Origin of the sequence: Fodinicurvata fenggangensis DSM 21160 (genome assembly GCF_000686045.1) — a bacterium.
In the GTDB taxonomy this organism is placed as follows: domain Bacteria; phylum Pseudomonadota; class Alphaproteobacteria; order Kiloniellales; family DSM-21159; genus Fodinicurvata; species Fodinicurvata fenggangensis.
Window position 1 is genome coordinate 162,616 of sequence record NZ_JMLV01000005.1, and the last position, 22,070, is coordinate 184,685.

Sequence of the window (22,070 nt, forward strand, 5' to 3'; positions counted from 1 at the left end):
GCAGCCATTTTCGCAAACGGCCTCTATCAGCAACCTACTCTTTCAAGTTATGTCCAGAGAGGGACAGCGTCCAGGGAGGAGCTGTCTTCAAGGTAGGCCTACCGAAAGTTACAAAGGCTCTCGTGGATTTAGCCAAATTGGATCATGTTGCAGCTTGCAATAGCGTAGCAATGGGAGGCATATTTGCCTCAAAATTGTTCTTGGGTCTGTCACACAAATACATTTGAGACGCAAACCTTGCGCAAAAAACAAGCAGGGATTGAAAGACTCTTGGTGAAAGTTCGCTGTTGAGGGCAAGGCATTGAAAGCGCATAAGGTGCAGCAGTCCAGGGGGGTAGCCGACGCGGAGGAGAGTGAAAAATTCAATCTGACAACACCTCAAGCGGGTATCTGGCTGGATTGGAACAAGGGCTGCGATCCCTCCAGCTACAATATCTGCAATGTCATCCCCTTCGATGGTCGCCTTGATGTAGATGCACTATGGCGGGCCGTTGTGCAGGCAGATCGTGAGAACGACGCCCTGCGGCTGCGTTTTTCCAATGAAGATGGAGAGGTTACCCAGTCCTTTGCCGCCGCGTGCAGACCGACCGATTTCAGTGTGATTGACCTTCGCTATTCCGATGATGCCGAGGCGGCTGCCTACCGGGAAATCGATGCCACCCGAACACACCTGCTGGATCCGGAAAAGGGCTTCCTCTGTCGTCACCGCCTGCTGCGTCTGGGAGATGAAAGCTATTGGTGGGTCCGGGTGTACCACCATCTGGTTTGTGACGGTTTCGCCGGGCATCTATTGGCCGACCGCGTTTCGGAAATCTATCGCGCACTTCGCTCAGGTGACGCCATTTCCGAATGTTCTTTTCGCTCCTATCGCGATTTCATCACATCGGATGCACGTTATTCCGAGGGCAAATCCTACGAGCGTGCGCTTGCCTATTGGAAGGAACGCCTGAAAGACGACAGGACGGTCACACGTTTTTCTGCACGTGCAGACACCATGGCCTCACGACACACACAGTTTCCGCAAAGCCTGAGCAACGCCGAGCTGGATGCCATAAATGCGGCTGCCAGGACATGCGGCACCTCACCGGCCTCGCTGATGATGGGGATATTTGCGGTGCTGCTCGCTCGGATGTCCGGGGAAAGCCATCCGATCCTGACCCTGTCGCTGCTTAACCGGATTGGCCGGGATGAGCGCAACACGCCGGGGGCATTCTCCTGTGTCATGCCATTCGACATCAACCTGGGCACGCATCAAAGCTTTTCCGAACTGGCCAAGGATATCTTTACCCGTGCACGCCGGGATGTCCGGCACATTCGCTTCGGTCCGGTTCGCATGCGTGCGGAGCGCCTGGGGCCCAAGAGCCTGGCGGGGGGAGGGGCCTTCTTCAACAGTCTCGATTCCATGACGCCCTTGGATTTCGATGGCGTCAGGGCCAAGCGGATGAATATCTATAACGCGCCGGTTAATGACTTGGGGCTCGTCTATTTTGTCCAGGCGCTCAGCGAGAGCGAGAACGAAGCCGAACTGATCTGGCAGTACAATGCCAGCCGGCTGGATCGCGAAACTGTTGAAGGGATTGCTGCGCGCTTCCGTCGTCTTCTCAATGCGGTCATCACCGATCCGGAACAGGACATCGCTGCCGTTGCCGAAATTGTGACGGAGGATCTGGACGAACTGCATCTGAGTGATGGCGATAGTCTGCTCTGGGAGGGGGAGCAGGAACAGCCGCCGATGATGCCGCCTTCACAATTGCCCCCGACCGACAAGCTGCACGAACGTCAACTTGCGGAAAAAATCAAGAAGATCTGGGTTGATCTCATCGAGACCGACGACATTCCGGCCGATACGGATCTTTTCGAGATCGGCGCGCATTCGCTTCTTGTCCCGCGTGCCCAGTATAGGCTGAGCGAACTGATCGGCCGAAAGATCTTGGCGGTCGAGGTTTTCGAACACCGCACCATCAATGCGCTTGCAAGGCACCTGATGAGATCAGCCGGGCAGGGGGTGCAACCTGCCAACAGGCTGGCCGGTGTACTGGAAACCGGGCCTCAAGAAGCTGTGGAACAGCTGTCGAGGGCAGCAACACTGAGTGACTCGCCCAAGCGTGAACACGGGGCGCTGTAATGAATATCGAAAGTCCGATCCGTCAACGACAGGACGCGCTGGATCTGCTTGAAACGCTGGCGGAGCGCGATATCCATCTGTCGCTTCACGAGAATGGACACGACCTTGTTTTCGATGCGCCAAGCGGTGCGTTTGACGAAGATCTCAAGCTGCGGGCGCGCGCTTTAAAGCACGAGATCATCGGGATTCTGCGCGAGGGGGCGGAGGGATCAAAATCTGCCCATAACGATCCGGGAACCGGCGGGATCATTGCCTGCTTTCCGGCTCATCCGGCTATCGAAGGGCAATGGCTTGCCCGTCGCGACCAGCCGCCTGGCGACGACTATCATATGGCCACGTGCTTCCGCCTGCCTGCCGACACCGAATTTGAGGTCCTGAAACAGGCACTGGAATGCATCATTGCCCGGCATGACGCGCTGCGCTCCACCTTCGTTGAGCAGGATGGACAGTTGTTCCAGCGTGTGCATGAACAAATGCCGATTCCGATTGCCCGGGTCACAGCATTCAAAGAGTTGCAGGTCGAGCTGTTCGACCTGCAAACGGGTCCGCTCGTGCGATTCGGATATATCGAGGCCAGCAATGGGTGCCCGCCCCTTCTGGGGGTTGTCGTTGATCATCTCTGCTTCGATGGCCAATCCATTGCGCTGCTGCGCAAGGAACTGCTTGAAGAGTTGGCGGGCGGGACACCGCAGGCCGCGATCCGTGCCGAGCGCTTGTCAAAGCGTGCTCATCAGGAACTGGCCGGCAAGCGTGGGAGAGAGGCCACCGAATTCTGGGAGGAGCGGCACGAGAAACTGCTGGAGGCCGGCCTTCCATCCGATCCGTTCGCTGGAGAAGACAACCAGGCCAACCGTCTGCTGTGGGCCCTGACATCGGAGCAGGCCGAAGCGCTGGAGACACTTGCGCAGCATGCAAGCAAAGCCACCCAAACAGCACTCTGGTCGGCGCTTTCCATTGCGGTCATTGCGCGCCACAAGGCAAACGGGGCCGCCAGCCTCGGACTGCCATTCTCCGGACGTGGGAATGGCGACAGCCAGCAGGCGCTTGGATGTTTTGCAAATGTCCTGCCGATTGCCATTACGCCTGATATGGATGCAGATTTTGAGGCTCTGCTACAACAGGTCGGGCGCGAAATTCTCTCGATCATGGATGTTCAGGACTATCCGCTCTCGCGGTTGACCCAGGATCTCTCGAAGCAGTCGCAGGGTCCCGTCGATCTGCCGTTCGATGCTGTCAGCCTCATCGAGATCCATGAAGACGTGGAGGATATCGATGAGATCGATGTCGGTGCCGGCAAGTTCCCGCTGCTGATTGCGCTGGTCAAGTGTAGATCCGGCACCTATCTGGCGATCGAGCATCAAACGGCGGTGTTCAGTACCGGCTGGGTCAAGCGCTTTGCGGATCGCTTTCTTACGTTTTCCTGCGCCCTTGCCAGGGATCCAAAGCAACCGCTTGGCGATATCGAACTGCTGCCGGCAGAAGAACAGCACCTGCTGGTAACGGAGTTCAACGCGACGCAGTCGGATTATCCGCAAGACCGCGGGCTTGGCGAATTGCTGGCCCAGCGGATCGACAATCCGGAGTCCGCAGACCGGGTGGCCCTCGATGATGGGACCTCTCGGGTTACCTATCGCGAACTCGGAGCCAGGCTGGCCGCAATTTCCGCTGAACTGGACGAAAACAGTGTAAGGGCAGGTGATATTGTCGGTCTTGCCGCCGCGCGCGGCCTGGACAGTATCATTGCGGTTCTGGGTCTGGTTTGGCATGGGGCCGCCTATCTGCCCATCGACAAATCGCTGCCGGCCAAGGCGATTGCCGAACTCATGGCCGAGTGCGGCGCAAGGACATTGCTGTGCGATTCGAACGAGCGTGATCGCTTGTCCGAATTGGAAGGCAGGGTCCAGTTGGCAGGACTTCCGAAAGGCGATGGTATTGCCCGGGACAGCAAGGCTTACGAAGCCGTCCCGGCAAAGCGGTCCGGGCGTGATCTGGCATATGTCATGTTCACCTCGGGGTCGACGGGAAAGCCGAAGGGCGTGCTGGTGCCGAACCGGGCGGTGGCGCGTCTGGTGCTGAACAATGTCTCACTGTCCTTCGGACAGGACGACGTCATCGCACAGGCCGCGTCGCTTGGTTTCGACGCGTCCACACTCGAGATCTGGGCTGCCCTGCTGAATGGCGGGCGGCTTCGTGTCGTCGACGAGGATACGCTGTTTGAGCCGAACGCGCTCAAAGCTGCCCTCGGCAAGAGCGGTGTCACGACCATGTGGCTGACGGCCAGCCTGTTCAACCGGATTGTCGATGACGCACCGGCAAGCTTTGCGCCGCTGGAACGTCTGCTGATTGGGGGCGAGGCGCTGAGCCCCATTCATGTCAGGAAGGTCATGCAGGCCTGTCCGGATCTGACGCTCATCAATGGCTATGGCCCAACCGAGAACACCACTTTCACCTGCACGCACAGCATCAACGCGGACGATCTGTCCTCCGGCACTATCCCGATCGGCGGACCGATCGGCAACACTCGGGCCTATATTCTCGACAGCAGGGGGCAGATTGCTCCGACCGATTGCTGGGGTGAGCTTCATGCCGCGGGTGACGGCCTGGCGCTGGGATACAGCGGGGCTTCCGAGCGCACGGATAAGTCCTTCGTACAGGTTGGCAGCATTGCTGAAGCGCGGCTTTACAAGACCGGAGACCGGGCACGCTGGCGGGTCGATGGCACGATCGAATTTGGGGGACGGGACGATGGCCAGGTTAAGATCCGTGGTCATCGGGTCGAGCTTCAAGCGATAGAGCAGAAGTTCTCCGAACTGGAGGATATCCGCAGTATTTGCGTTATGCCGCTCGGCTCAGGGGCCGATACCTTTCTTGGTGCGGCGATTGCCGCCGATCACGACAGACGCGATGAATGGATTGCCACGGTTTCACGCGATCTTCCCGATTACATGATTCCAGAACGCGTGGTGGTTCTGGATCATTTGCCGGTGAACGCCAGTGGCAAGGTGGATCGCAAATCCCTGCATTCAACGATCGCAAGCGCTGAAGCACAGTCCGAACAGCCGGCCTCCAGGTCGAGCCCGTCGGAAGGGCTTGTCATCGCCCTGTTTCAAAACCTGTTTGCCGGTGACGAGATCACGCCGGCCTCCGACTTCTTCGCCCTTGGCGGGCACAGCCTGATCGCCATGCGGCTTGCCGGCCTGATCGAGAAGGAAGCCGGTTTCCGCCCCAGGATTCAGGATCTCTTTGCTGCGCGCACGGTTGCGAATATTGCGGCACTGGTGGACCGCCAAAAGGGCGTCACAGGGACCGGCAATTTGCCCAAGGCAGAGAGAGATCACTTCCCGCTATCAAGCGGCCAGGCCCGGCTTTGGGTTCTGCAGCGTATGCAGCCGGATCTTGCCGTTTATTCGGTTCCGGCCACGCTCCAGATCGATGGCCCGATTGATGCCGATGTCCTGCAACGCGCGCTTCATACACTGGAAGACCGTCAACATGCGCTGCGCCTGCGCTTCAGAAGCGATTCCGGTCATCCGGACGGTGTCAGTCAGTATCTAGCGCCCGGCGGCTCCTGGACCTTGCGCCGCCATCGCATGGATGAGGAATCGGCGCGCAACTTCATCGCAAGCGAAGCGGCCCGGCCGTTCGATCTCGATGATGCGCCGATGGCCCGTGCCGATCTGATTGCCCTGGCCCCCGAGCGCCACTGGCTGATGATCTCGTTGCATCATGCGATCTGCGATGGCTGGTCCATGCCGATCCTGCTGCAGGAAATGGCAGCATTGTACGAAGCTGAAAGCACAGGCCAGGCACCAGATCTCCCTGAGCTCGAGCGCCACTATGAAGACTTTGCAAGCTGGCAGCATGATTTCCTGAAAGGTCCGGATGGCCAGGCCGCGCTTGCGCGCTGGAAAGAGCGCCTGACACCGCTTCCCGAGCCGCTCGACCTGCCAACGGACCGACCCCGCAGCGCGGAACGGCGATTTGCCGGAGGCTTCCACGATTTCGACTTCGATGCGGACTCGACGCGACTGATCGAGGAAACGGCAGAGCGTCACGGCACGACCGCCTTCAGCATCCTGACGGCCCTGGTGCAGCTTCTGCTCCATCGTCATTGCGGACAGAACGACATCCCATTGGGAATGCTGGTTGCCGGCCGCGAGCAGGGGGCACTTGATAACGTCATCGGGTTTTTCGTCAACACGGTCCTGGTCCGCCAGACGGTCGATCCCGAGATGCGCTTTGCGGATCATCTTGCCGCCACCAGCAAGACGATCATGGATGCGCTGTCCGATCAGGCGGTGCCGTTCGAGGAAATCGTGAACGCGGTCAACGCACCGCGCGAGCTTTCCCGCAATCCGCTTTTTGACGTGCTGGTTGCCTGGCAGGACGGCATTCCGGAGCTGGGCAAGCTTGGGGAAGCAGATCTCTCGCTGGTTGAAACCGAGTTCCCCTTCGCCAAGTTCGATCTGGGTTTCTATTTCTGGCGTCGTCACGAACGTCTGCAGGGTCAGATCGAGTTTGATAGCGATCTGTTCGACCGCGAAACCATTGAGGCTCTTGTCGGCCGTCTGAATACCCTGTGCCGTACGGCACTCTCGGCTGCGGACGAAACTCCGGTTGCGCGCCTGGCCATGATGCCGGAGTCCGAAAGGACCTTGATCGAGCGGTTCAACGCGACCGCGCGAGACTTGCCGATCGAGCGCAGCATTCCCGAGCCGTTCCTGGATCAGGTCCGGGAGACTCCGGATGCCGTCGCGGTCTCGGACGAGCTGGAAAGCCTGACCTATAGGCAGTTCGCCCGGCGCGCCTCGGGAATTGCTGCAGAACTGGCCGCCAGGTCGGTCAAGCCGGGTGATGTGGTTGCCGTGGCGCTGCGGCGGTCAATCGACATGCTGGCCGCCATCCATGGCATTCTCCTGGCCGGCGCTGCCTACAGCCCGCTTGATCCAGATCATCCCGAACAGCGCCGCCGAGACATGCTGGAGGATCTCGGTAACGGGCTGGTGATCACCACGGCTGACCTGGAGAGTCTGTTCGATGAAGGCCAGACCCTTGTGGTCGATGGCAGCGAGGATGCCGACATTCCCGCGCTTGCCGGTGAGCCTGACGATCTTGCCTATGTACTGTTTACATCCGGTTCGACAGGGCGCCCCAAGGGTGTCGAGATCGCCCATCGGGGAGTGCTGAACCGCATCCTGTGGATGCAGGACGCCTTCCCGATTGGACCGGAAGACGTCATTCTGCAGAAGACACCGATCACCTTTGACGTGTCGGTCTGGGAGCTCTTCTGGTGGTCGTGGACCGGTGCGAAACTTGTCCTGCCGCCCTTGGGGGCTGAACGCGATCCGCAGCAGCTTGCCGAGACGATCTGCGAGAACGGCGTCACGACCCTGCACTTCGTGCCATCGATGCTTGCGACCTTCCTGTTCGCCATCGAAAGCGGCATGGTCGATATCGACAAGCTTTCCAGCCTCAGGCGCGTCTTTGCCAGCGGTGAAGCCCTCGATGCCCCGCTTGTCGAGCGTTTCAACAGCCTTCTGTACGACAGGTTCGGCACGGAGTTGCACAATCTCTATGGTCCGACAGAGGCGACAGTCGATGTGACCTGGCAGGCCTGCTCGCCCTGCATGCCCGGAAACGTCGTCCCCATTGGCAAGCCGATCGCCAATACAACGGCCCAGATCCTGACAGAGGGCTTGAAGCCCCTGCCAATAGGTGTGACCGGTGAAATTGTCCTGGGTGGCGTGCAAATTGCGGAGGGCTATCGCAACCGTCCCGAATTGACTGCAGAGAAGTTTCCGGACGATCCACGCACTCCCGGCCAGCGCCTCTATCGAACCGGCGATCTGGGGCGCTGGCGCCGAGATGGGACGATCGAGTACCTCGGCCGTATCGACCATCAGGTCAAGATCCGCGGATTCCGCATCGAATGCGGCGAGGTCGAGGCCGCACTTGAGAGTCACCCCTCCCTTGAACGGGCGCCGGTCAAGCCCGTCAAGGTCGGCGGCCTGGACGAATTGCATGCCTTCATCCTGAGCCGGGACGACCTTTCCCCCTTGGAATTGCGCGACTATCTGCGCGGCCACTTGCCGGAATACATGATTCCCGCCCGTTTCTTTGTCCTGGAGCACCTGCCGCTGACCAGCAGTGGCAAGGTCGATCGCAAGGCGCTTGCCGGTAAACCCCTGGCGGCAACAAAGGGGGCGGCGACAAAGGGGGCGACCTCGAAGGGGGCCGCAGCAGAAGCGGCAGAAGCCAAGGCAGCACCGGCCGCGGACAGTGCTCCGCAAACAGGCCTGCTTGAAGCGCAACTCGCACAGCTCTGGCAGGAAGTGCTGCCGGATGTCACGCCGGCACGTGCGGATGGGTTCTTCGATGTGGGCGGGAACTCGCTTCTTCTGTTGCGCCTGTTCGAGAAGATCGATGCGCGCTGGCCCGGGAAGCTTCGGATTGCCGATCTCTTTGCCAATCCGTCGATTGCACGCCAGGCTGAGTTGCTTGTGGAGCAGGCGTCGGAACCGAAGACGGCCGCCCGGGCGCCTGCGGCCGAGCCGAGTCTGGCCATTGACGAACCGATTGCCGTGATCGGCATGGCGGTCCAGCTTGCCGGGGCAGAAGATATCGAGAGCTTCTGGCGGGATATCTCAGCCGGACGGGATCATGTCCGCCCGCTTCCGCAATCGCGTGAAGCGGAAACGCGGGCCTTCTTCACCGCCATCGGCATGAGGGCTCCACAGCGTTTCCGCGAAGCGGCCTATCTTGAGAGCATCTACGATTTCGACGCCCAGCGTTTTCGCATGGCGCCGATGGATGCCAGCTTGCTGGACCCCGAGCAGCGGCTCTTCCTGGAAACGGCCCTGATGGCGCTGGAGGACGCCGGTTACGGTGGCGATGCGTTGCGCAGCCAGAGAGTGGGTGTGTTCGCCGGTGGCGGCGCCAATCCGGCCTGGCGGCTTGCGATGGAGCAGATCGCGGCTGGCAAGGCCGAGCAGGCCTTTGCCCTCAATGTCCCGTCCAATATCGTTACGCGCCTGTCCTTCCTGAAAGACTGGCAGGGTCCGGCCAGTGTGATCGATACGGCCTGCTCTTCTTCGCTGGTTGCAATCCACCACGCCTGCCGGAGTTTGCGTGACGGCAGCAGCAAGGTTGCCCTGGCCGGCGGGGCGAAGCTGCTCGTCTATCCGCCCGATGCCGATACCGGCTTTGCCATCGACTCCTCGACCGCGCGCACCCGCGCTTTCGATGCAGAGGCCGATGGCACCGGTGTGGGCGAGGGCAGTGCGATCTTCGTCCTGAAGCCCTTGAGTGCTGCCATGGAGGCTGGCGATCACATCCATGCCGTCATTCGCGGCAGCGCGGTCAATCAAGACGGCGCATCAAGCGGCGCTTCCGCGCCCAACCCTGCCATGCAGGCCGAGGTCATTCGCCAGGCGGCAAGCTCGGCCGATATCGATCTTTCGAGGTTTTCCTATTTCGAGGCACATGGAACGGGCACTTCACTTGGAGATCCGATCGAGATAGATGGCTTGGCCAGAGCCCTCGAGGGGAGTGACCGGGTGCCTGGAGCGGCCTTTATCGGCTCGGGAAAGGGAAATTACGGTCATCTGGACGGTGCCGCGGGGGCGCTTGGCCTTGCCCGGGCTATCCTGGCACTCCGCCACGATCACGCGCCGCCGCAGCCTTACTTCGAAAGCCCCAATCCCAAGATCGATTTCGAGCGTGCTTCGGTGCGCGTTCCCAAAGGACTGGAAAAACTTCCCGATCGTGGCCAGGCACGGCGCGCGGGGGTCAGTTCCTTTGGCCTGAGCGGAATCAATGCGCACCTGGTGGTGGAAGCGCCGCCGGTCGTCGCCGAGCCAGGGGATGCGCCCGGCGATGCAAGCGTGATCTATGTCGTTGCGCTTTCGGCCGGCAGCGATGCGGCCTTACGTGACTATGCCAGGAAGCTGCATCATCGTATTTTGGGGGACAGCAGCCTTGCCGTGCGTGATATCGCTTTCACCCTCGCCACGGGCCGCGATGGCCTGAAACATCGCTTTGCCACCGCTGTGCAGACTCGCGAGGAATTGCTGACGCAGCTTGCCGAGTTGGGTGCTGGCGTTCGGCAGGCAAGCCTGGCAAATAATCCGGGCGCAGAGGAGGCAATCGCAGCCTGTGCGGACACTGCGGCGGAAGCACAAGAGCATGTCCTCCGCTATCTTGACGGAGCACCGCTCAGTTGGCCCGACAGCCGGAAGGCGCAACGCCTGTCCCTGCCGTCTGCCCCCTTCGTGAAGAAGGCCTGCAAGCCGGACTTCGAGGCCGGAGCGCAAACGGCGACCTCTCTGTTGCAGGGCCCCTTGGAGACAGCAACGGCACAGAGCTTCAGCATTGCCATCGGCGATCCTGCCTTCTGGCCGGTCAGCGAACACAGGCTGAATGACCATCCGACACTTGTCGGCATGGCGGTGCCCGCCCTGATGGCCCGGGCGACCCAGCAACTCGACGCCAATCATCGGCCGGTGCAGATTGCCGATCTGACCTGGCACCATCCTCTGGTCGAGAGTGCCGTGCCCGACGGCAAGGTCACGCTCAGCATTTTCAATGATGGCCAGGTTGAAATGGCCGGGCGACTCAAGAATGGGAAGTGGCGCGTCTTTGCCAGTGCAAAGTGGAACAGGGACGGCCCTGTACCCACTGGCAACGGTCCTGATCTGGCGTCCGTTCGTGCCAGTGCCACGGTCCCGGTCCCACTTGAGGATTTCACGGGGCAGTACGGACCCGTGGCATTGAGCGATCGCTGGAACTGCAATTTATCACTGCATTGCAATCCTGAAAGAACGTCTGCAATCAAGCATCTTCGCCTGGACGACAGGTTTCACGCCGACCTTGAGGACTGGCTGTTCCATCCAGCGCTTGCCGATTCAGCATGCAGCATCGCGCTGGTGGACGAGCCCCTTGGCGCGCTGCCGTCCGCTGTGGATCAGATCACGGTTCATGGGCAGGCCGGTGCAGAGCTATTTGCGTGCGGTCAGCGTCAATCTTCCGGCAAGTTTGATGTGACGCTGTTCGATGCAGATAGCCACGTGCCTGTGCTGACGCTTGCCGGTATCCGGTTTGACAGGGCGGGAAGCGCGGACAAGCCCGGTTCTCCAGAGCCACTGAAGACGCAATGGCAGTCCACACCTGTGACACGGCAGGACATCCCGGCCGGGTGCCTGTTTATCACCGATGGAGATTTCTGGCCTGTGCCGGCGGCCTGCCAGCGCCTGCATCCCGATGATCTGAATCGCACGAGTCTGTCCGCTGTGTCATATGCCGTGCTGGCCCTGAAGCCCGGTTCGGACTCTGCAGGCCGCACGGCCGAAGCGCTGCGTGCCATCCTGCGCAACATGAACGGGGGATTGCGACTGGTCACCCTGGGGTGCGGCGGATTCCAGCTGGATGGGGATGCTGTCGCCATTTCTCCCGATCAAACCGCCGCTGCGGGGGTTGTTCTCGCCGTTGCACACGAGGAACCGCGGCTTGAGATAAGCTATGCCGACATGGCACCTGAGGCGGTCCAGGATTGTCTGGGCGCCGAATTCTCACTCAAGCCTTCACAGGATCCGGTTTCCGTCTACCGCGATGGGCAGCGCTGTGTCCGCAAACTTCTGCCGCTCGATGCTGCCGACCTCAGCAATACGGCCCCTTGGCCGGACCACGGGGTTTGCATTGTGACCGGCGGGACGGGCGGCTTTGCCATGGCGCTGGCCGAGGAAATGGCCGTGGGCGGCAAGCTGCACCTGTCCCTGCTCGGCCGGCGTGATGAAACGGCCCTGGACGAAGAAACCCGGCGTGAGCTTGAAAGACTGCGGGACAAGGGGATCGAGCTGTCCCTGTTCTCCTGTGATGTTGCCGATAGTGCTGCGCTTGGTGAAACGCTTGACCGGGTTCGCGTTGAACTGGGTCCCATAACCGCGGTGGTGCACGCAGCCGGTATCGCCGATGGTGGGTTTCTGGCTCTGCGTAACAGGGCTCAGTTCGATGAGGTGCTCTCGGCTAAGGTCACTGGTGTTGTGAACCTTGACCGACTGACCCGCAATGATCCGCTTCAGGCTTTCGTGATGTTCGGCAGCCTGACAGCAATTGTCGGTGCGCCGGGCCAGACAGCCTATTGCGCAGCAAACGCGTTCCTGGATGGATTTGCCCAGTACCGCAGGGGCCAAGGCTTGCCAGCCCTGACGATTGACTGGTGCGCGCTCAGTGAGCAGGGCATGGCCGCGCGCAACAACGTGACACTGCATGAAGGGGCCTGGGTACGTCCGACGGAGGCCGTCAAGCTGTGGCAGACGGCACTCGGCAGTTCGGTTGCTCAGCTGACCATGCTTGATCCCAGCCTCCTGCAGGAGGCAGCAGAAGCCGCTCATGAATCGGGATCGCATACTGTTTCATCGGAAATTGCGCCCTCGGCAGCCGTTGAACGGAATGTCAAAGGCCGCATTGCGACGATCTGGGCGGAAACGCTTGGATATGAGTCCGTCGATCGGGACGATGATTTCTTTGCGCTTGGCGGGGATTCCATTTCCGGCATGCAGATCATCGACCAGATCAACAGCGAGCTGTCGCTATCCCTGACCCTTTCCGACCTTTTCACGGAGTCTACTGTTTCGGCTCTTGCCGCACTTGCAGCGCGTGAGCGCGTTGGAGAAGACAGGGAAGAGGGGGCAGCAGCCGAATCTTCCGGGGCTGGCGATGACCAGGCCATCGATCTTGAGAGGGCGCTCAGTGAAATCTGGGCCCAAACCCTGGGATACGATGCGGTCGCTCCGGAGGATGATTTCTATGCTCTGGGCGGCGATTCCATCACGGGTATGCAGATCACCGATCGCATCGCCAATGAACTGGGCTACGAGGTCAGCCTGACCGACCTGTTCGAGCATTCAAGCGTTGCGGAGCTGCGTGAAAAGCTGTCGATGCAATCCGTCGGCAGGTCGGCCACCGGAGAGGAGATACCGGCGGACGCAAAGGAGGCACCGGCGGCGGCACCCCTTGCAAACCCCAGGGAGGTCCAGCGAGAAGAACGCGACCCGCGCCGTGCACCGGATTTGCCGTATTATCCGCTTGCACTGGAGCAATTGTCGGTGATGAACGCCGCACAAAAGGGCAATATGGAGACGGCCTTCAATCTGCCCCATGCCTTCGTGCTTGATGAGACGTTCGACATCGATCGCTTGCGGGCCTCCATCAGAGCCCTGACGGAGCGCCATGAAATCCTGCGGACCCGGATCATTCCCGAAGGCGATACCTGGCAGATGGACATCTTGCCTGCTGCGCGGGCGATGCGCGATTTGCCCGTCGATCCGGTCCGCGAACCATTTGAGGATGCCTGTCCCAAACTGGTGGAGCCGTTCGATCTGGAAAACCAAATCCCGGTGCGCTGGCGTATCCTGAGTGACCCGTCCGGGAAAACTGCCCTGTTTTTCGATATCCATCACATACTGGCGGATGGCTTTACCGTCGAGCGATTGCTCGGTGAACTCTTTGCCCTTTATTGGGGAGAGGAACTCGCCCCGCTTAGATACCAGTTGCGCGATTATGCCTGGTGGAGCCACAAGGAGGAAAATCGGGAGCGCCTTGCGGCAGCGAAGAGCTATTGGCAATCGCTTTATGCCGACTCTCTTCCCAAGCTCGACCTCCCCTCCGATCGCCGTCGTCCGGCCTATCACACCTTCAAGGGAGAGATTTCCGGGTTCGAACTGGATGCGGGCCTGTTGGCCGAGGCACGGAGCTTTGCGGCGGATCAGCGGGTGACGATGTTCACCCTGGTCCTCTCGACATGGTTCCTTGTCCTGTCGCGTATTGCCGAGACAGAGGATCTTGTCATCAGCGTGCCGGTAGACGGCCGGGACGCCGCCGGTTTCAATGATGTGGCCGGCATGATGGTTTCCTTGTTGCCCTTGCGCATGCAGGTCAACGGAACACAGACCGTAAAGGACCTGCTGGCGCGCATGCAGGACCATCATGGCCATGCTCTGCGCCATCGTGCCTATTTTCTCGACCAGCTTCTGGAAGACCTCTCTCCGCCAGCCGCCCCGGACCGGACCCTGCTGTCGGAAGTAACGCTGTCCTACATGAACTATCACACGGCCAATCCTCAGTCGGACAGAGGCGATGTCGTGCCCCAGGTGATCAGTCTTGATCGGCACCACAGCAAGAACGACATCGGTATCTTCGTGCGTGACCTCCCCGAGAGGATGGCCATCACATTCGATTACTATGCGGATCTGTTCGATCGAGCGCGGATCGAACAGCTCGGCCAGGTGTTCTCCACCACCCTGCAACGCCTGATCCGTTCCGATGCACAGCAGGTCGGGTCCATCGATCTGCTTCCCGACAACCAGAGCGGGCTTCTGCGTGATTGGGAAACGGGTCCCAGTACGCATGTCCCTGAGGACACCAACCTGTTTGCCTTGTTCGCGGCAAACGCACGCAGCTCACCGGAGCGCTGTGCCGTGCGCGATGCCACGGGCGCCTGGACTTACAGCCAGCTTATGGCCGAGGCGCGCGCCATTGCCCGTCATCTAACAGAGGCTGGCGTCAAGCAGGGCGATTTCGTTGCCCTGCATATAGAGCGTGGCCGACAGGCCGTCGCCGCCACACTGGGGATCGCCGCAATCGGCGCCGGATATGTACCCCTCGACCCCGCTTATCCAGCAGAGCGCAACCGGTTCATTCTGCAGGACAGTGGGGCGTCCATTGTGCTTGTTGACGATGAGGGCAAGGCCGCACTTGCGGACACCGCGGAGCAGGTTGCGCAAGTGCGGCAGATCGCCGAAATCCCCTCCGATGATGGCGGTTTCGAGCTTCCCCTATTGAAGGATCCGCAAACGGCGCCCGCCTACCTGATGTACACCTCCGGTTCGACCGGAACCCCAAAGGGGGTCTTGATCGAGCAGGGCGCCGTACTGCACCTGGCAGTGGGTGAGGACTACGCCGGAATCGCACCCGGTGACGTGGTGGCACAAGCCGGGCCACTTTCATTCGATGCCGCGACATTCGAAATCTGGACAACGCTTCTGCGGGGTGCCGAGGTGGCCGTGATCGATCGCCATACGCTGCTCGATCCAACGGCTTTCGGAGCGGCCTTGAGCCGTTTCGCCGTCAGCAAGATGTTCATGTCTGTCGGCCTGTTCAATCGCCAGGTCGACCACGATCCGGCAAGCCTCTCCGGACTGAAGGTTCTGATGATCGGGGGCGACAGCATCAGCAAGTCGCATGCGCGAACCTTCATGGACTCCTGTCCGGATACCAGGCTGATGAACGGTTATGGTCCGACCGAAAGCACGACCTTCGCTGTCGTGACGCCTATCCTGCCCTCCGATCTGAGCGAGGAAACGGAATGCACCATTATCGGCCGGCCAATCGCGCATACCAGGACCGTCATCCGCGATGCGCGGGGATTGCGCGCGCCGATCGGTGTCTGGGGTGAGCTGCAGATCGGAGGAGAGAGGTTGGCGCGGGAGTACTGGCGCCAGCCGGAGTTGACCGCAGAGCGTTTCGTGCCCGATCCCGATCGACCCGGGGCACGCCTTTACCGCACGGGCGACCTTGCACGCTGGACACGGGATGGCCGGATCGAGTTTGGAGGGCGGCGGGACAACCAGATCAAGCTGCGCGGATTCCGCATCGAACTCGATGAAATCGAACACCAGCTCCGACAGGCGCCGTCGGCCAAGAATGCCGTGGCCCTGTTCCATCGCGATGGCGTGAACGGCGGCGAGATTATTGCTTGTATCCAGAACGGCGATGAAGCGGAAGCGATCTCGGACAGTGACCTGAGCTCGCTGCAGGCCTGGCTTGGTCAACGCCTGCCAGCCTATATGCTGCCGACGAAATGGTACCTGATCGACGACATTCCGATCACGGAGAACGGCAAGGTCGATCGTAAGGCCTTGCTGGACAGAGTGCTGAATCAGGTCCCGGTCGATACGCAGGGCGCAGGCGCGGATACAACTCCTCTTACACCGACCGAGCGACTTGTCGCCGAGGTTTTCAGCGAGGTCTTCGAAACCGAAATCAATGGCCGGGATGCCAGCTTTGCCGTCCTTGGCGGTCACAGCCTGATGGCCATCCGGATCGTCAATCGGCTCGCCGATCGCAGCGGGAAGCGTATCAGCATGGCAGATTTCTTTGCCAACCCGACTGTGGCCGCATTGGCCCGTCATATCGACGGTTTGGGCGAAGCGGGGAGAGTTGGCGAAAGCGGCATCATCCCCAAGGCTCCGTTGATGGATGACTATCCGGCAAGCCATGCGCAGAAGCGGCTGTACCTGCTCTCGCAAATGGATGCCAACAGTGGCGCCTATGGGATGCTGTTTGCTTTACGCTGCGGTGGAGTGCTGGATCCCGATGTCCTGCAAACCGCTCTTCGGCACCTGATCGATCGCCATGAATCCTTGCGGACCGCTTTCAACGAGCATGACGGCGTCATCACGCAGCGCATTCACCCGACGACACCGCCAGATGTTGCCTTCACCGATGTTTCGGATATGGCTGATCCCGTCCGGGAGGCACTGCGCCTGACCCGCGAAGAGGCGGCAACGCCGGTCGCACTGGACCGTCCGCCCCTGATACGCGCGCGTCTGATCAAGGTCGGGCCGGACGAGCACCTCCTGGTCCTGGTCACCCACCATATCGTGGGGGACGGCTGGTCGTCGCGCATCCTCTTGCGCGAGCTCGGCGCGCTCTATCAAGCAGCCCAGCGCGATGAAGAGCCGGCGCTTGCGCCGCTGCCCATTACCTACAAGGACTTTGCCCACTGGCAAGCTGAACAGGACTGGTCCGAGGCTGCCGATTACTGGCGCGAGAAGCTGAAAGGCGCGCCCGAGCAGATCACCCTGCCGACGGACCGGCAGGCGCCGGAGATCCAGTCCTATCGTGGTGCGCATGCGCATCTGATGCTCGACCCCGATGTCTTGCGCGGCCTGCATGCCTTGGCCCGCGCCCATAACACGACGCTTTCGGCCGTTGGCCTGGCCCTCTTTTCAGTCCTGCTCTATCGCCTGACGCGGCAGGACGACATGGTCATCGGGATGGGGGTCGCGGGACGCGAGAAGACCGAGACGGAAGGGCTGATCGGGTTCTTCGTGAACGTCTTGCCGATCCGTGTCCAGCTTGACGCGGAAACGGATCTGGACGCCTTGATCGACGCGGTTCATCAGAACATCACGGGCGCCCTTGACCGTCAGGACTATCCCTTTGATGCGCTGGTTCGTGCCGTGGCGCCGAAACGCAATTCCAACCGCCAGCCGCTTGTGAATGTCGTCTTCGAGTACCAACGCTTCGAGGCGCTTGCCCGTGTTGACGAGGACACTGGATTGCCAGTGCTGCGCAACGACCAGGAGGGATTCCTGCCAAGAAACCTGGACAGCTTCGTCGACAACACCACGGCCAAGCACGACCTTATACTCTTCCTGACCGAAGAGGCGGATCAGGCCCGCTTTACGCTGGAATATGATACCGACCTGTTCGATGCCGAAACCATGCAACGCTGGTTGACCTTCCTGAACAAGTTCGCCAGCGCGGCAGCTGAAAATTCCCGCAGGGACAGTTGAATGAAGATTGCCGATTTCGAATTTGACGACCTTGACGTCTCGTCCGCAGAGGCGGCAACCAAGACGGATGCAACGATCGGCAGTATCGTTGAGCGTTTTGCGGAGACCGTCGCAGGTCATCCCGAGCGTGTTGCCGTGCAGGATGAAGTCGGCAAGCTGACCTATCGCGAACTGGATCACGAAAGCAACCGGATCGCCCGTTTCATCGAGGAGCTAGACCTCGGCGAAGAGGCGTTGATCGGTGTCATGACCGGGCGGACCCGGCACTATATCATCGCCATACTTGGTGTCCTCAAGGCTGGCCATGCCTTTGTGCCGCTCGATTCCAATGCGCCGTTGATCCGGCGTGTTTCCATTGTACGGAAAGCTGGCATTCCCCTGGTCCTGGCAGACAGGGCCCATGTCGGGGATCTGCACCAGTTGCAATGGCGCTGCGAATCACTCGATCACATTCTCTGCCTGGACCATGAGGACATCGATGCGATATCGGAGACGCCCGGATCGCTGATGTCGAGCGAGCTTTGGGATCATCTTGCCGGTGACGATGCCGACAATATTCTTGCCGGCGGCTGGAAGAGCGCCTTTACGGGACAGCAGATTTCCCCGGATGTCATGGAGGCCTTTGGTGCCAATGCGCGCAGCAAGGTGGATGGCCTCGTGTCGGAGGAGTCCCGAGTGCTCGAGATCGGCTGTGCCTCGGGCGTTACGATGCGGCATGTGGCACCGCTGGTTGGACGCTATGTTGCAACCGATATCTCGCGGCGCAATGTCGAACGGACTGAAACCCTGGCGATCGAATCCGGCCTGACCCATGTGATGGGCCGCCAGCTTGCCGCCCACGATGTGGATGTTTTCGAACCGGGGTCCTTCGATCTGGTTATCCTCAACAGCGTGATCGAGAATTTCCCGGGTTTTGGCTATCTGCGTCAGGTTCTCGAGAAGGTCGCCCGGCTTCTGGCGCCCGGTGGCGCGATTTACCTTGGCAATGTCTGGGATGCCGATCGGCGCTATGACTACCTGGCTGACCTGGCGGCCTTTGCGCGCGAAAATGCCGGAAAGGGATATGAGACTCGCCTCGATTTCCTTGAGGACCTGTTCGTGCCCGAGGCCTTCCTGCAGGACTGGCTTGCCGAGCGGGGCGGCTTTCTATCCCGGCGATCGGCAATCGACGCACCTGGTTTTGATCCAGCCCCCTATGCCTTCGACTTCCTTCTCACAACCGATAGCAGCATCGAGGCAAGGCCTGCTCAGAAACGGCGCTACGCCGGCAGGCAACTGGAAGTCTTCAGCCAGGATGGACCCGCGAGGGAAACGGCTGCCAGTGATCTGGCCTATGTTTTGTTCACCAGTGGCACGACCGGCAATCCGAAAGGGGTGATGATCGAGCATGGCTCGGTCGTCAATCTGGCCCAGTCCGTCCTGGATACACAGCTTGCGCTCATTGGGCGGAGCGAACCGAGTGCCTGCCTCAACTTGACCTGTGTCGCGCCGTTTGCCTTTGACGGTTCGGTGGTCCAGATCTTTGCCGCCATCCTGAATGGTCACAGCCTGCATATTCCGGGTTTCGAAACCCGCAGCGATCCAGAGGCTCTGCATCGTTTCATCGAGGATCACGAGATCGACCAGCTCGATGCCACGCCCAGCCTGTTCCTGCTGTTGCTCGATTACTGGGAGGAAAGTCGTCAGCGCTGCGGCGCCCGCATGGTCGTGCTGGGGGGCGAGGCCGTTTCGAGCGATCTGGTGGAACGCTTCTTCGCCATCCCGGGCCACAGCGACAGCAAACTGATCAATGCTTATGGGCCGACGGAATGCTGTGTTTCGGCCGCCCAATATGTCATGACGGCGCACAATTTCAGGCAGATTCTGTCGCCGCCGATTGGCAGGGCGATCCAGGGCGTGGCACTCGATATCTGTGACGATCAAGGCAATCTCTTGCCCGATGGCGTGCCGGGTGAAATCCGCATCGGTGGTGCCGGCGTTGCGCGCGGATACCTGGACGAAGACGCTGAGACCCAAGCGCGCTTCATTACCCGTCCAGACGGCAGCCGCTGGTATCGCAGTGGGGATATCGGCCGACGGCGCAGCGATGGAGAGATCGTCTTCGTCGGCCGCGAAGACAGGCAGGTCAAGGTGCGGGGCAACCGGCTTGAGCTGGGTGAGATCGAGACTGCACTCAGCAGGCACCCCCTGGTGCGCAGGGCGAGTGTCAAATTGCGAGAGGCGGACAGTGGCCGCAGCCCCGATATCCTGGCCTATCTCGTCACGGAAGCCGGGTTCGACGTTTCGGCCTGTCGCGCCCAACTCGAACAGGCGTTGCCAGCCTATATGGTACCCAGCCATTTCATCCTCGTCGAGGATATCCCGCTGACCGCCAACGGGAAGGTCGATTACGCGAAACTGCCGATGCCGGAAGGTTCTTCCCCAGAGGGAAAATCAAGGCCGGCGAGACCTTTGGCGAACGCCTTGGAGAGACAGGTTGCCGGTCTGATGGGCGATGTTCTCGATCGTACAGTCGACGACGCCGATGCGGATTTCTTCGAGCTGGGCGGCCATAGCGTTCTGGCCGTGCAGTTTCTTTCCAAGCTCACGCGCGAGACAGGTGTGAAGATTCCGCTCAGTGACCTGTTCAGCTGTTCAAGCGTCGCCAGGCTTTCTGCGCGCATATCGGAAAGAAGAACGGCGCAAACTGCGAAAAGTCCGCTTGTGACGGTCAATTCAAAGGGAACGGCTGTTCCGATGGTCTGTTTCCATCCGGTCGGTGGAAACATTCTCTGTTATCAGGCACTGGCGCGCGAACTGGGACCGGACCAACCCATCTACATGGTCGAGGCTTATGGTCTTGAGGAAGGCCAGACCCTCCACCCCACGGTGGAGGAAATGGTTGCGGCCTATATGCCCTATATCCGTCAAGCCATCCCGGAGGGACCGATTCTCCTTGCGGGGTGGAGTTTCGGCGGATTGCTGGCATACGAGGCTGCCTATCGTCTGCAGCAGGCCGGCATAAAGGTGGCCGGGGTTTTCCTGTTCGATGCTGTTGCGGTGCCTGACGCCGTCCGCGAGATTCTGCGCAAGGATGAGGCCGAATACCTTGCCGACATGTTTGCCGAACTTGGCCTTGTCGAAGCAAGCGAGCTCAGGCCACTGACGCCGGAAAAGCGCATTGATCTTCTGCTTGAACGCGCCAAGGATTCGGAGCTTCTGCCCAAGGATGCCGATCGCGGCGTGATCCGGCGTCTGCTGGCCGTTTTTCAGAACAACGCCCTTGCGGCAGTCCATTACATCCCGCCGAAGCTGGAGGATATCGATGTGCTGCTGATCCGCCCGTTGACTGTAAGCCGGTCTGCACCCGGCATCGAGGGGGATGACTACAACGGCTGGCAACAATTCGCGGGTGAGAATGTGAGGCTGGAATGGGTTCCGGGAACCCATGGATCAATCATGTTCGATCCGGACATAGCCAATGTCGCAGCCTCTATCCGTGAACAATTGATGCAAGACTGACCATCAGGGCGGGGCAGGGGGCTTGTCTGGCCATTCCCGGTCCCTGGGCGGGCATGGCCCTCGTTCTCAACTCCACGGAACAGAGGAGGGATCAAGCTGGGTACGCCCGGGAAGGGTTACCCCCAGCCATCCCTGGGCGCCCGGCCACACAAGGGTGCGGTACTGGGCGAAATTGCGGTAGCGAAGAACAAAAACGCCTTCCTGTCTTTCGATGGATGAGGGCGTGTAGATCGAAAGCGGTGTCATCATGCCTGTCGTGAGAGTCTTGGCGAGGCTCTCGCGTGCGACCCATATCAGCGTTGCCGCCGCGGCTTCCTCGAGTTCCAGATCATCCAGCAAGCGTCTTTCTTCCGGGGTGAGTTCGGAAAGAACAGGTTCGATTTCGGCCCGGGTCGGCTGATCAATATCGAGTCCCATTGGATGGGCACGATGGAAAGCAAGAGCTGCGGCGTACCTGGCCGAATGCGAAATGGAAATACCTGTTTCGCCAACACCTGGACTCGTGGCGGCAATGACGGGCTGTTCGAACACACCGGATGCAATGGAGACGTCGCGCGGGTCAAGCCCCTTGTGGTGCGCCCCTATCGCCAGCTTTGCCGCCAAACGTCCTGTCGCAAAGCTTTGCCTGCGTTTGCTGTGCTCAAGCGCCTGCAAACGGCTCAACTCATCCGCATGCAAATTGGCGGCCATCAGCTCGCCGAGCCTGTCTTCGCTCAGGTGATCAAGCGGGATGACCGCCAATGTCGCGCGCAGGAGTTCGTCTTCGGCAAAGGCGGTGTCGATCCTGTCCCGCTGCATGACAAGCGAATGGATCCTGATGGCTTTCTGGCCTTCCATTGCGCGTCACCGTGGCGAATGTCTGTCCATTC

At 60.4% G+C, this 22,070-nt stretch carries 4 protein-coding genes; 3 read left to right on the forward strand and 1 reads right to left on the reverse strand.

All coding sequences use genetic code 11. The features are described 5' to 3' along the window. Window positions 1–316 precede the first annotated feature (316 nt). The 3 genes from BP38_RS0109570 to BP38_RS0109580 are packed head-to-tail and all read left to right on the forward strand — an operon-like array spanning window position 317 to window position 21,201. Complete coding sequence (locus tag BP38_RS0109570) at window positions 317–2,125, forward strand: condensation domain-containing protein (RefSeq protein WP_035724501.1); 1,809 nt, start codon at window positions 317–319, stop codon at window positions 2,123–2,125. After that, on the forward strand, window positions 2,125–17,700 hold the full coding sequence (locus tag BP38_RS19960) for a non-ribosomal peptide synthetase (protein ID WP_035724503.1): 15,576 nt from the start codon (window positions 2,125–2,127) through the stop codon (window positions 17,698–17,700). Before BP38_RS0109570 ends, BP38_RS19960 begins: the two co-directional genes overlap by 1 nt. Further along, a complete protein-coding gene (locus BP38_RS0109580) occupies window positions 17,701–21,201 on the forward strand; it encodes an alpha/beta fold hydrolase (RefSeq protein WP_026987550.1) in 3,501 nt (1,166 codons plus the stop codon). A 66-nt stretch (window positions 21,202–21,267) separates the two neighbouring features. Here the strand turns inward: BP38_RS0109580 and BP38_RS21760 are convergent, their stop codons facing one another. Beyond that, window positions 21,268–21,999 carry a 4'-phosphopantetheinyl transferase family protein gene (locus BP38_RS21760; RefSeq protein ID WP_162175145.1) on the reverse strand — a complete coding sequence of 244 codons (732 nt, stop codon included), beginning with the start codon at window positions 21,997–21,999 and terminating at the stop codon, window positions 21,268–21,270. Window positions 22,000–22,070 lie beyond the last annotated feature (71 nt).